At 75.8% G+C, this 12,580-nt stretch carries 10 protein-coding genes; 7 read left to right on the forward strand and 3 right to left on the reverse strand.

The genetic code is table 11. From position 1 onward, the window contains the following. Window positions 1–8: 8 nt before the first annotated feature. Together ACFRMQ_RS04820 and ACFRMQ_RS04825 are read left to right on the forward strand one after the other, a co-directional pair. Complete coding sequence (locus ACFRMQ_RS04820) at window positions 9–2,468, forward strand: HAD-IC family P-type ATPase (RefSeq protein ID WP_380726937.1); 2,460 nt, start codon at window positions 9–11, stop codon at window positions 2,466–2,468. A gap of 70 nt (window positions 2,469–2,538) precedes the next feature. Then, window positions 2,539–2,748 (forward strand): hypothetical protein, encoded by a 210-nt coding sequence (locus ACFRMQ_RS04825; protein ID WP_380726938.1) that lies wholly within the window; start codon window positions 2,539–2,541, stop codon window positions 2,746–2,748. Between the two features lie 32 nt (window positions 2,749–2,780). Here ACFRMQ_RS04825 and ACFRMQ_RS04830 read toward each other — a convergent pair whose 3' ends face one another. Together ACFRMQ_RS04830 and ACFRMQ_RS04835 are read right to left on the reverse strand one after the other, a co-directional pair. Further along, entirely contained in the window at window positions 2,781–6,077 is a 3,297-nt protein-coding gene (locus ACFRMQ_RS04830) for a sacsin N-terminal ATP-binding-like domain-containing protein (RefSeq protein ID WP_380726939.1), read from the reverse strand. Window positions 6,078–6,273: 196 nt separating this feature from the next. Further along, a complete protein-coding gene (locus tag ACFRMQ_RS04835; RefSeq protein ID WP_380726957.1) occupies window positions 6,274–7,155 on the reverse strand; it encodes a DUF3027 domain-containing protein in 882 nt (293 codons plus the stop codon). A gap of 587 nt (window positions 7,156–7,742) precedes the next feature. Between ACFRMQ_RS04835 and ACFRMQ_RS04840 the strand changes: the two genes are divergently transcribed. From ACFRMQ_RS04840 to ACFRMQ_RS04855, 4 genes are all read left to right on the forward strand, one after another. Then, window positions 7,743–9,095, forward strand: coding sequence for an MFS transporter (locus ACFRMQ_RS04840; RefSeq protein ID WP_380726959.1), 1,353 nt, complete (start codon window positions 7,743–7,745; stop codon window positions 9,093–9,095). 73 nt (window positions 9,096–9,168) lie between these two features. After that, window positions 9,169–9,702: a hypothetical protein gene (locus ACFRMQ_RS04845; protein WP_380726941.1), complete on the forward strand. Its 534-nt coding sequence runs from the start codon at window positions 9,169–9,171 to the stop codon at window positions 9,700–9,702. Between the two features lie 10 nt (window positions 9,703–9,712). After that, on the forward strand, window positions 9,713–10,489 hold the full coding sequence (locus ACFRMQ_RS04850) for a futalosine hydrolase (protein WP_380726943.1): 777 nt from the start codon (window positions 9,713–9,715) through the stop codon (window positions 10,487–10,489). Continuing rightward, window positions 10,482–11,336, forward strand: a complete 855-nt coding sequence (locus ACFRMQ_RS04855; protein ID WP_380726945.1) for a 1,4-dihydroxy-6-naphthoate synthase — start codon at window positions 10,482–10,484, stop codon at window positions 11,334–11,336. Before ACFRMQ_RS04850 ends, ACFRMQ_RS04855 begins: the two co-directional genes overlap by 8 nt. Before the next feature lie 28 nt (window positions 11,337–11,364). On the opposite strand, the gene ACFRMQ_RS04860 is transcribed toward ACFRMQ_RS04855, so the two are convergent. Continuing rightward, the gene (locus ACFRMQ_RS04860; RefSeq protein WP_380726947.1) at window positions 11,365–11,748 is read right to left on the reverse strand and encodes a cold-shock protein; all 384 of its coding nucleotides are present in this window, start codon (window positions 11,746–11,748) and stop codon (window positions 11,365–11,367) included. 472 nt (window positions 11,749–12,220) lie between these two features. Between ACFRMQ_RS04860 and ACFRMQ_RS04865 the strand changes: the two genes are divergently transcribed. Then, window positions 12,221–12,460 carry a hypothetical protein gene (locus ACFRMQ_RS04865; RefSeq protein ID WP_380726949.1) on the forward strand — a complete coding sequence of 80 codons (240 nt, stop codon included), beginning with the start codon at window positions 12,221–12,223 and terminating at the stop codon, window positions 12,458–12,460. Window positions 12,461–12,580 lie beyond the last annotated feature (120 nt).

The following is a 12,580-nucleotide window of genomic DNA, read 5'->3' on the forward strand; positions in this document are numbered from 1 at the left end:
TCGGTGCCATGACGCAGCCTGCCCAGCCGGCGGAAGAGCGACCGGCCGACCCGAACCACCCGGACGGAGCGCACCCCCTTGGCCTGCTACCCGGCCGGCGCGGCGGCCTGACCGCCGCCGAGGTGGCCGAGCGGGTGGCGAGGGGCCAGGTCAACGACGTCCCGGTCCGGTCCAGCCGGTCCACCCGGGAGATCGTCCGGGCCAACGTCTTCACCCGCTTCAACGCGATCATCGGCGTGATGTTCGGCATCATCCTGGTCGTCGGCCCGATCCAGGACGGCCTGTTCGGCCTGGTCATCGTGGCCAACACCGCGATCGGCATCATCCAGGAGCTGCGCGCCAAGAAGACCCTGGACAGCCTGGCCCTGATCGGCGAGGCCCGCCCGCAGGTCCGCCGGGACGGCGCCGTCCAGCAGGTCGGCGTCTCCGAGATCGTCCTCGACGACACCGTGCTGCTCGGCATCGGCGACAAGGTGATCGTGGACGGCGAGGTCACCGAGGCGGACGGCCTGGAGATCGACGAGTCGCTGCTCACCGGCGAACCCGACCCGGTCCTCAAGCAGCCCGGCGACCACGTCATGTCCGGCAGCTTCGTGGTGGCCGGCGCGGGCACCTTCACCGCCACCAAGGTCGGCCGGGCGGCCTACGCGGCCCAGCTCGCCGAGGAGGCCAGCAAGTTCACCCTGGTGAAGTCGGAGCTGCGCACCGGCATCGACAACATCCTGCGGTTCATCACCTACCTGCTCATCCCCACCGCGCTCGGTCTGATCATCAGCCAGCTGGCCGTCGAGGGCCGGGACTGGCGCGAGGCCGTACGGCGCATGGTGGCCGGCATCGTGCCGATGGTCCCCGAAGGGCTGGTGCTGCTGACCTCGGTCGCCTTCGCGATCGGTGTGGTCCGGCTCGGCCGCAAGCAGTGCCTGGTCCAGGAGCTCCCGGCGATCGAGGGCCTGGCCAGGGTGGACACCGTCTGCCTGGACAAGACCGGCACCCTCACCGAGGGCGGCATGGACGTGATCGACCTGCGGGTGCTCTCGAACGGCGAGCCCCCCGCCGTCGACCCGGACACCGTCAAGCACGCCCTGGCCGTGATGGCCGGCGCCGACGCCCGCCCCAACCCCTCCATGCAGGCGGTCATCGACGCGTACGGGCGCGGCGACGACGGCGCCACCGCGGGCGGCGACGGCTGGCGGGTGATCGAGGCGATGCCCTTCTCCTCCGCCCGCAAGTGGAGCGGCGTGCAGCTGCTGGAGCCGCAGGGCGGCGAGGCCAGCTGGCTGCTCGGCGCGCCCGACGTGCTGCTGCCCGCCGGGCACCCGGCGCTGGCCGAGGTGGACGAACTGGGCGCCCAGGGCCTGCGGGTGCTGCTGCTGGGCCGCACCCCCGACCCGCTGGACTCCCCCGACCCGGCGGCCGGCCTCACCCCGCTCGCCCTGGTGGTGCTCCAGCAGCGGCTGCGCTCGGACGCCGCCGAGACCCTGCGCTACTTCGAGGGCCAGCGGGTCCGGGCCAAGGTCATCTCCGGCGACGCGGCGGTCTCGGTGGGCGCGGTGGCCGGCCATCTGGGCCTGCCCGGCGCCGACCACCCGCTGGACGCCCGCACCCTGCCCACCGACCCGGAGGAGCTCGCCGAGACCGCCGACCGGACCAGCGTCTTCGGCCGGGTCACCCCGCAGCAGAAGCGCCAGCTGGTCGGGGCACTGCAGTCGCGCGGCCACACCGTGGCGATGACCGGCGACGGCGTCAACGACGTCCTCGCGCTCAAGGACGCCGACATCGGCGTGGCGATGGGCACCGGCTCGGACGCCACCAAGGCGGTGGCCCAGATCGTGCTGCTGAACGACTCCTTCGCCACACTGCCGTCGGTGGTGGCCGAGGGCCGCCGGGTGATCGGCAACATCGAGCGGGTCGCTTCGCTCTTCCTGGTGAAGACCGTCTACTCGGTCCTGCTGGCGCTGCTGGTGATCTGCACCCACTCGCCGTACCCGTTCCTGCCCCGGCACTCCACCGTGCTGTCCTCGCTCACCATCGGCATCCCGGCCTTCTTCCTGGCCCTGGCGCCCAACAACGAGCGGGCCCGCAGCGGCTTCGTGAAGCGCGTGCTGCGGATCGCCGTCCCCGGCGGCGCCATCGCCGGCACCGGCACCTTCGTCGCCTACGCGCTCGCCCGCGCCGACCACGCGACCGACCTCAAGGCCGACACCAGCGTGGCCACCCTGACGCTCTTCCTGATCGCCATCTGGGTCCTGGCCATCGTCGCCCGCCCGTACAACTGGTGGCGCCTGCTGCTGATCGGCAGCATGGGCGGCGCCTTCGCGCTGGTGCTGCTGGTCCCCCCGCTGAAGACGTTCTTCGGCCTCTCCCTGGTCGGCTTCCGCGACCCGCTGACGGGCGTCGCCATCGCCGTGGCCTGCGGCCTCGCCCTGGAGGTCGTCTGGCGCGTCATGCGGCGCCGCGGCACGGAGTGACGAGCGTCTTCGGCGCGACGTGACAAGTCACCTCCCGGACCCGATCATGGCCCCCGAGAGGGGGTGCCGAATGGCGCGCAGGGGTGGGGACCTGGAGGCGTTCATCGCCTTCCTGGGCGGCTTGCTGGCGGTCGGGCTGGCCGCCCTGGCGATGGCGGGTGTCGGCGTGGCCGTCCGGCCGACACCCGCGCTGCGGACCGCCGCGCTGGTGACGCTCGGCGCGGTCTGGCTGACCGTCACCACCACCGTCTACCGGCGCCTGCGGGCGCGCACCGGCTGAACCCGGCGGGGTTCAGCCGCGCTCAGCCACGCTCAGCCCTCGAAGTCCCGGGCGGCCGACAGCTCATAGGCGCGGTCCGGCTCGCTGAGCGCGGCCAGCACCTCGAAACGGCGGTGCCACTGCCCGACCGACCAGGCCAGCCCGGCGGCGAGGCCCTCCGGAGTGGCCGCGTGCAGCAGCCCGGCCACCGGCGGGACCTCGAACTCGTCCTCCTCGTCCTCGGCCTCGGCCAGCTCCGGGTCGTACGGCGGCTCCGGGGCGTCCGCGCCGGTGTCCCAGCGCCAGTCCACCGCCGCCTCGCCGCCGTCCGGCCCGACGACCAGCAGGTCCTCGTGCTCCTCGTACGCCACCGGGCAGCCGGGCAGCAGCTCCCGCACCACGGCCGGGACCCGGTGCAGCACGCCCTCGGAGAGCACCCGGCCGCCCGCCACCTCGCTGGCCAGCGACACGTGCAGCCGCTCGGCCAGGTCGGCGGCCAGCGCCGGGGCGACCGGCAGCAGCGGGTACGGGTGCAGCAGCTGGACCAGGTCGGGGGCGTCCGCGACCACCGCCTCGGTCGCGTCCACCACCACCGTGTGGTCCGGCCGGCGCCCGGTGGCCGGATCCAGCGGCGGCAGCGCCCGCACCACGTCCAGCGGCTCGATCCGCTCCCGGTCCACCCGGGCCAGCGCGGTGTGGATGCCGTGCAGCTGGCGGTGGCCCACCTCGGCGGCCGGGTCGGTCATCCGGTCCAGCACCTCGTCCGGGCCGTGCGGCTCGGCGAGCAGCGCGGCCAGCGTGGTGCGCACCCCGAGCGCGTGCAGGAACCGCTCGTCCAGGGTGGTGCGGGCCTCGTCGTACAGGCCGCGCAGCAGCGGGTCGGCGCCGGCGGCGCGCAGGCCGGCGGGCTCCCGGCCCGCCAGCACCGGGTGGTCGCGCAGCCACCAGGCGGTGTACGGCGGCAGGTCGGCGTACGAGCCGTCCGGCAGCAGGGTGCGCACCGGGTCGACCACGGCCTCCCGGTACGGCGGGCGGGCCAGCGCGGCGAGCGCCTCCGGCCAGGCGTCGTCGTCCACCAGGTCGAGGTCGCGCACGGCCAGCAGCTCGGCGGCCACCGGCGGCACGCCGACCGCCTCGTCGGCCTGGAGGGCCTCCAGCGCGTCCTCGGCCCACTCGGCGAGCCCGTCCGGCGCCTCGTCCAGCAGGCCGGTGGGGTGGCCGCCGGCCGCACGGTCGGCCGGGGCGGTCGGGTCGAGCCGTTCCAGGTCGTCCGGGTCGAGCACCACGTCCTCGGCCCGCACCAGCACGAAGTCCGCCAGCACGCCGACCGCGGCGAGCACCTCCGGCCCCCAGCGCTCCAGCAGTTCGTCGTCCACCCAGCCGGCGTCCTCCTCGCGGGCGAGCGCGGCGAACGGGCTTCCGGGCAGCACGAGTTCGCCCGCGCGGGCGGGCTCGCCCTCGTCGTCGAGCAGCGCCAGCCGGGCCAGCCACGGGTGTGCGCCGGCCTCCGCCCCGGCCGCCTTCACCAAGGAGAGGACGGCGTCGGCGAGTTCGAGCGCGGCGTCCAGGTCGTCCTCGGCCAGGTCGAAGGAGCGGGCGACGGCGGCCCGCACCTCGGGGGTCTCCAGCACCCCGGCCGGGGTGGCGGTGCCGGCCCCCAGCTTGGCCAGCAGCGGATGGGCGGCCTCGGGGTGGGCCAGCCGCAGGTCGAGCGCGGCGAGCGCGCCCGCGAGCGACTCGGGGTAGCCCGGGAAGGCCGCCCAGTCGGCGTCCTCGGAGGGCAGCAGGACCCGCCGCGGCCCGGTGACCGTCCGCCCGTCCGCGAGCGGCACCGGCAGCGCGCCGAGCGCCTCCGGGTCGGCCGCGCCGAGCGCCGCGTACAGGTTGCGCCACCAGGCGGGCTCGCGGTCCAGACCGCCGAGCTGGTCGACCACCTCGGCCAGCGGCACCCGGCGCACGTCCAGCACCCGCAGCTCGGTGCGGCGCTCCAGCCCGGCCGGCAGCAGCCCGGGGAAGATCGGCGAGAGCGCCTCGACCACCGAGCCGTCCGCGCCCTCCAGCAGCGTCGCGTCCCGGGGCCGCAGCGCGGGCGTGCCCTCCTCGACCGGCGCCGGGTGCGGCAGGAACGGCGTGCCGGGCAGCCGGGAGAGCACCGCGGCGCGCAGCGCGTTGTCCAGCGCGCCCCGGCCGAGCGGGGCGGGCACCAGACCGAGCGAGCCGAGGTCGGCGCCGCGGGCGCGCAGCAGGTCGGCGTAGCCGTCGGCGGCCCGCTCGGTGAGGAAGTCGGCCAGCGGGCCGGGGGCGACGTGCCGGCGGGTGGAGTCCAGCGGGTAGGAGGCGATCAGCAGCGCGGGCAGGCCGACCGGCTCGTCGCTGGGGGTGGGCGCGTGCAGCACGGAGGCGATGCCGGGCCGCTGCGGGGCGCCGTCCGGGCCGACCGGGACGGCCCAGGTCACCGTCCAGTACGGGCGGGCGCGCTCCTCGGTCGGCCGGTCGGCCAGCAGTTCGGCGGCCAGCCGGCCGGAGGCGCCGGCGGTCTGCCAGAGCGTCTGCCGCGGCCGCCCGCCCGCGTCGTCGGTGACGGTCACCTCGGTGACGCCGTCCGGGCGGGGCTCGGCGGCGGAGCGGGTGAGCGTCCGGGTGCCGTCCGGGGTCTCCACCACGACCTCGCGCAGGCCGGGCAGGGTGAGCAGCAGCGCGTCGTCGATGCCGGCCAGCAGGCGGCGGGTCAGGTCCTCGGCGGCGGCGTCCCGCAGCGGCAGCACGACCACCGTGTCGTAGCCCTCCGGCGCCGGGCCCTCGGCCGCGAACGGCAGCCGCAGCAGCGGCACGTGGCCGTCCCGGCGGCGCAGCTCGTCGGCCAGCTCGGGCTGGGCCCCGGCCAGCGCCCGGGCCTCGGCGAGCGACCAGCGCACCCCGCCGGCGGCGCCCAGCACGGCCGGCTCGTCGGTGACCGCGAGGACGGCGGCGAAGCCGACCCCGAAGCGGCCGACGGCGGGCTCCTCGCCGCGCTTGGAGGAGGCGCGCAGGGTGGACAGCGACTCGACGGCGGCCGCGTCCAGCGGGGCGCCGGTGTTGGCGACGGCGAGCACGCCGTCGGCGAGGGTCAGCCGCAGCCGCCCGGCGCCGAGACCGGCCCGGACCGCGGCGTCGGCCGCGTTCTGCGCCAACTCGACCACCAGGCGGTCCCGGTAGCCGCCGAGCGCCAGCTCCTCCTCGGCGTTGGCGTCCTCCCGGAACCGGGCCGGCGAGGCGGCCCAGGCGTCCAGCACGCGCCGGCGCAGCGCGGCGCTCCCGAAGGGGTCCGCGAGGTGCTCGTCCGTGCCGCTGCCGATGATCCGAGGTTCCACTGGACCTGCCGCCTTCCGCCGCCCTGTTCGTCGTAAGGCATTCTTCCCTGCCCCACTGACTGCTCCCGACCACCGGCCCCGCCCCGGGCGGCCCCGAGGACGGCCGGGGGAACGAGCCACGGGCCGTCCGGAACCACCCCCGACAGCGGCGCGGCCCGCGCCGGTCGTCACCGGGCGGGCCGCGAAGGCTGGGGGCTCAGGAGTGGCCGAGCTCCTCGGCCGGCGCGTCGGGCTCGACGGAGCCGGAGCCCCGGTCGGGGTGCAGCGGGAGCGGCTCGACCACCAGCTCGTCCAGGATCAGCTCGGACGGCGCCGGCGGAGCCGGGATGACGGCCGCCTCGGAGTGACCGCCGCAGCCGTACGCGTAGGAGACGACCTGGCCGTCGGCCGGGCCGAACTCGTTGCCGCACACGCCGAAGGCCTGTCCGAGCGAGCCGCCGATCGGGACCAGGAAGCCGCAGCTCGCGCACGAGGCCGGGGCGGCCTGCGCCATCGGGGTCTGCGCTCCGTGGGCCTTCTCCCAGCGGTCGGCGGCCAGGTGCAGGCCGAGCCGGGAGAGCACCCGGCTGCGGCCGAGGCCCAGTTCCTCGGCGACGGCGTCGATCCGGGCGCGGGCCGGCGCCGGCTGGACGTGCGGGTCGGTGACGACCAGGTCCTCGTCGTCCGCCAGGGCGGCCGCGGAGTTCGGCGCGGGCTCGTCCTCGCCGCTCCAGCCGGGCTCCAGCCGCAGGTCGTCGGCGCCGGTGGGCAGCAGGTCACCGGGGCCCATGTCGCCGGGGCGCAGCCGCTCGCTCCACGGCACCCACTGCGGGGCGAGGATCGCGTCGGCGCCGGGCAGCAGCACGACCTCGTCCAGGGTGACGTTCTTGGCACGCGGCGCGCGGGCGACGGTGACCGCCCAGTGCCAGCCGCGGTAGGCCGCGTCCAGGCACTCGAAGGTGTGGGTGACGACGCGGTCGGCGTCCGCCTGGACACCGAGGTGCGGGCCGACGGCCTCCGCTCCGACGGCCTCCTCGGCTGCCTGACGGGCGAGTTCGACGGCCTCGGCACAGAGCCGGTCGGGGGTACGGCTTCGCATCGCAGCGCTCACGGCGTCGATTCTCTCCCAGTTCTTCTGTCGCCCACGGCGTGTTGCCTGTTCCGTCGCGGCTTGGTAGTCCCTCGTCCATTCTGCGCGACCGGAAGCCCCCTCGGGTACCGGCCGCGCCGCTCGACCGGCCTGCCGGCGCCCCGGCGCCCCGACGGGTCGACCCTGGGCAGGCTACCCGCCGGTCGGTGCCCCGGCACAGTCCGGGGCGGACACGGGCTGTCCGGGGGCCGCGCCGAGCGGAGTCCGATCCCGCGTCGGCTCGGCGTTTCTGGGGCAGGATGGGGCTTGTGGCGGACCACGACCCGTCGCAGCACGCACTGCGCGCCCCGCAGGCCGACAGCCCCGACCAGGCGGACGCCGTGCCGCGACAGCAGCCTCCGGTCCCCGGCGCGGGCGAACCGCAGCCGGCGGACGGTCCCGGGGCGCCCGCCTCCCCCGCCGGCCTCTCCGGGACGGGGGCTCCCGAGGTGCTCGCCCCCGGCCCGGCGGAGCCGGCCCGGACCGGGACCGGCGCGCAGGCCGAGGAAGCGCGGGACTGGGAAGAGGCCGAGACCCCCGAGCCACGCCGCCACTTCCTGGTCCGCACCGCCTCCGCCGCCGGCTCCCGCACCGGCAAGGTGGTGCACGGCACCGGCCGCCGGATCCGCCGGGCCACCTCCGCCGAGGGCGCGGGCGAGTCCGGCCTGGCGAAGCTGATCGAGCTGCACGCGCTCAACTCCTTCGGCGACATGCTGATCACCGTCGCGCTGGCCTCCACCATCTTCTTCTCGGTGCCCACCGGCGAGGCCCGCGGCCGGGTCGCGCTCTACCTGCTGATCACGATGGCCCCGTTCGCCGTCCTGGCCCCGGTGGTCGGCCCGCTGCTGGACCGCCTGCCGCACGGCCGCCGGGCCGCCATGGCGATGGCGATGCTGGCCCGGGCCGTCCTGGCCTGGACGATGGCCGGGGTGATCGCCGGCGGCGGCATCGCGCTCTACCCGGAGGCGCTCGGCGTGCTGGTGGCCTCCAAGGCGTACGGCGTGGTGCGCAGCGTGGTGGTGCCCCGGCTGCTGCCGAGCCGGCTGTCCCTGGTGAAGGCGAACTCCCGGGTCACCCTGGCCGGGCTGCTGGCCACCGGCGTGGCGGCCGGGGTGGGCGGGCTGCTGCACCTGCTCGGGCCGGGCTGGCCGCTGCGCGGCGCGTTCCTGGTGTTCGTGATCGGTACCCTGATGGCCTTCCACCTTCCGCCCGCGGTGGACTCGGCCAAGGGCGAGCAGCGGGCCGTCCTGCACGCCGAGGCGCACGGCGAGGGCTCGCACCTGATCCACCACCGGCCGTCGCCGGTCAAGACCCCGCTGCGCGCGGTCGGCCCCTCGGTGATCCTGGCGCTGCGGGCGATGTCGGCGATGAAGTGGCTGGTCGGTTTCCTGGTGATGTTCCTGGCCTTCCTGCTGCGCGAGGAGCCGATCGGCGGCCTCCAGCCGACCGTGGCACTGGGCCTGGTCGCGGTGGCGGCCGGGACGGGCAACGCGCTGGGGTCGGTGCTGGGCTCCTGGCTGCGCACCCGGGGGCCGGAGGCGACGGTCGCCGTGATGCTGCTGCTGGCGACCTGCGTGACGGCGGCGGCCGCGCTCTGGTACGGCGTGGTGACGGTGGTTTTGGTGGCCGCGGTGGCCGGGATGGCGGCCTCGCTGGGCAAGCTGGCGCTGGACGCGCTGATCCAGCGGGACGTCCCGGAGGCGGTGCGGACCTCGGCGTTCGCCCGTTCGGAGACCCTGATGCAGTTGTCCTGGGTGGCGGGCGGCGCGGTCGGCATCCTGCTGCCGCTGAACGGGAAGCTGGGGCTGTCGATCGCCGCCGGGGTGGTCGCCCTGGCGCTGGTGTGGACGCTGCACTCGCTCCACCGGGTGGGTCTGCGGCGGCACCCGGCGGCGGCCCGGGTCGTGTGAGCGACCGGAGCGTCAACACGCGGTGGCCGACCCCCGCGTCGCGTGATCGGCCAGGCCCGGTAGATTCTGACGCATGAGCCTCAATACCCGTGCCATCGCCGCCCTCGGCGCCGTCGTCGTGGTCGGCGCCGCCACGGTGGGCACCTCCGTCGCCATCGCCGCCGGCCAGACCGAGCACATCTCCCACCGTGCCACCCTGACGGTCGGCAACTCCTCGGTCGTCGCGGACCCGCTGTGCTGGAACGCCGGCAGCCCGCTCACCGAGGACCAGCAGCAGAAGTGCCAGGAGGAGGCGACCACGGCGCTCAAGGACGGCTCGCTGCCTTCCATGGACGTCGAGGGCAGCGACCGGGTCGGCGTCGGCGTCTCGCCGAACGTGGCCGACACCGGTTGGTGGGCCTTCACCAACGGCGGCTCGTCCAACCAGGGCGGCCGCTACAGCCTGTTCTCGGCCTCCAAGGGCCAGACCTGGTCCGGTGCCCAGGCCGCGGGCAAGCTGCTGAACTCCAGCGGCAAGACCGTGGTCACCGTGGTCGAGGGCGACCCGAACGCGGAGGCCCCGATCGCCGTCTGGTACTTCCAGCTGAACAGCAAGGACAACGGCTGACGGTCCCGCGATGACCGCGCGCGCCGTCACCGACGGCCAGGACGAGCAGTCGGGCCCCGCACGGGCCCGGCTGCTCGTCGTCGTCGCGGTGGCGGCCGAGGCCGAGGCCGTGCTGCGCGGCCTGCCCGGCGGGTCCGCCGCGCTGCCGCTGCCCGGCGGCACGCTGCACCGGGCCGAGCGGGTCCCGGTGGACGTGCTGGCCGCCGGGGTCGGCCCGGCAGCCTCCGCCGCCGCCGCGTCCGCCGCGCTGGCGGCCCGTCCGTACGCCCTGGCGGTCTCGGCCGGGATCGCCGGCGGCTTCGCCCCGGTCGCCCCGGTCGGCGCCATCGTGCTGGCCGACGCGATCGTGGCCGCGGACCTCGGCGCCGAGACCCCCGAGGGCTTCGCCGACGTCACCGAGCTGGGCTTCGGCACCGTCCGGCACACCCCTCCGGCGGACGCCGTCGCGCTGGTCGCGCGGGCGCTGGACGGTTCGAACCTCGCCGTCGGCCCGGTGCTGACCGTCTCGACCGTCACCGGCAGCGCCGAACGGGCCGCCGAGCTGACCGCCCGCCACCCGGGCGCCGCCGCCGAGGCGATGGAGGGCTTCGGCGTGGCCGAGGCCGCCGCCCGGTACGGCGTGCCCGCCCTCGAACTGCGCACCGTGTCCAATCCGGTGGGCCCGCGCGACCGGGCCGCCTGGCGGATCGGCGAGGCACTGGCCGCCCTGGAGCGGGCCTTCGCCGCGCTGCCCGTCCGCGAACTGGCCGCCCGTCCACGAACACCTGAGGAGGCCGGCCGTGGCTGAACGGCTGAGCATCGCGTACTCGCCCTGCCCGAACGACACCTTCGTCTTCCACGCCTGGGCGCACGGCCTGGTGCCCGGCGCGGACGCCCCCGAGGTGACCTTCGCCGACATCGACGTGACCAACGGGCTCGCCGAACGCGGCGAGCTGGACGTGCTGAAGATCAGCTACGGCGCGCTGCCCTGGGTCCTGGAGGAGTACACCCTGCTGCCCTGCGGTGGCGCGCTGGGCCGCGGCTGCGGCCCCCTGGTGCTCACCCTGCCGGGCGTGGCCTCCCCCGCCGACCTGGCCGGGAAGACCGTCGCGGTGCCCTCCGAGCGCTCCACCGCGTACCTGCTGTTCCGGCTCTGGGCGGCGGAGGCGGTGCCGGGCGGCTTCGGCGAGATCGTCGTCCTGCCGTTCCACGAGATCATGCCCGCCGTCCGGGACGGCCGGGTGGACGCCGGCCTGGTGATCCACGAGGCCCGCTTCACGTACCGGCAGTACGGGCTGCACAGCCTGGCCGACATGGGCGAGGCCTGGGAGCGGGAGACCGGCCTGCCGATCCCGCTGGGCGCGATCGTCGCCAGGCGCTCGCTCGGCGCCGAGCGGCTGCGGGAGCTCGCCGACGCCGTCCGCGCCTCCGTCCGGCAGGCCTGGGCGGACCCGGCGGCGAGCCGTGACTACGTGCTGGCGCACGCCCAGGAGATGGACCTGGACGTGGCCGAGCAGCACATCGGGCTGTACGTCACCGAGTTCTCCGAGGACCTCGGCGAGGAGGGCTACGCGGCCGTCCGCGCGCTGCTCACCCGGGCCGCCGCGGAGGGGCTGGTGCCCCCGCTCGACCCGGGTGCGCTCGCGTTCGGCTAGGACTCGTCCGGCTGCCGCGCGGGACGGCTCAGACGTCGAACTGGTCGGCCACCGCGCGCAGCAGGCCGGCCAGCTTCTGGCCGGTCGGCTTGGCGGGGTAGCGCCCGCGCTGGAGACCGGGCAGCACCGCGTCCAGCGTGGTGATGAGGTCCTGGACGATCGGCGCCATGTCGTCGGCGCTGCGGCGCTGGGCTGCGGCCACCGAGGGCAGCGCGTCCAGCAGCTGCACGGCCATCGCCTGGTCGCCGCGGTGGCCGGCGACCACGCCGAACTCGACCCGCTGGCCCGGCTTCAGCGCGGTGACACCGGCGGGCAGCGCCTTGGTGTGGACGAAGACGTCGCCGCCGTCGTCGCGCGACAGGAAGCCGAAGCCCTTCGTCTCGTTGAACCACTTGACCTGGCCGGTGGGCATCTCGAACAGTCCTCGAATGGGTGTGAGGGATCCCGGCCCTGGCCGGGGATCACTGGGTGGTGGGAGAAGGCGGCCGACCTCGCTCGGCGCCCTCGGGCGCTCATGGTCAGCACGCTGTCAGGAGCAGACTAACGGTCCGTCACTGCCTCATCCGCGTTCCGCGAGGGATGCGCGTTCCGAGGCCCGACCGGGTCGGCGGGGAACACGGGATCTCGCGGTCACGGGCAACCCGGTACTGGCACGGCCAGGACGCGGCTCCACGCTGTCCATCGGCTCACACCCCCGGGTTCGCGGACACGGGACGCGCCTGCGGCGCCCCTCGGCACCCCGTGCATACCCCCGCCCAGCAGGGATCAAAACGTTCAGCTGCCGGGAAACTGCGTAACGTGACCGGCCCGCTCCGGTGGGCGCCCCCTTCGGGCGCTCTGCCAGACTGGTGGGAGTCCCGACCGGCCCGGAGGAGTGAACAGACGTGAGCAGCCAGAGCGCCGACCCCGGCGACGTGTACGTCAAGGCCGGGGCGATCGTCTTCGGTCTCGGCGCGCTCGCCACCCTGGTCACCTTCGTCCCGCTGTTCCTGCACCTGACGCCGCTGCCGACGGCCGCGTACTGGCTGAGCATGCTGATGCCGGCCGGCTTCCTGGCCGCGCTGACCGGGCTGCTGCGCAACGCGCGGGCCCAGCGCCGCCGGGTGGAGCCCGCGGGCTCCTGAAGGCCCCGCCCGGCCGTTCCCGGGGCCTAGGCCGTGTCTCACAATTCGCGTCGGATCAGCGCGCGGCGTCGGGCGCCCGGCTGGGCGTGCCGGCGAAGCGTCCTCGTACTGGGTCGTACT

It is taken from the genome of Kitasatospora sp. NPDC056783, from assembly GCF_042789895.1.
Taxonomy (GTDB): Bacteria; Actinomycetota; Actinomycetes; order Streptomycetales; family Streptomycetaceae; genus Kitasatospora.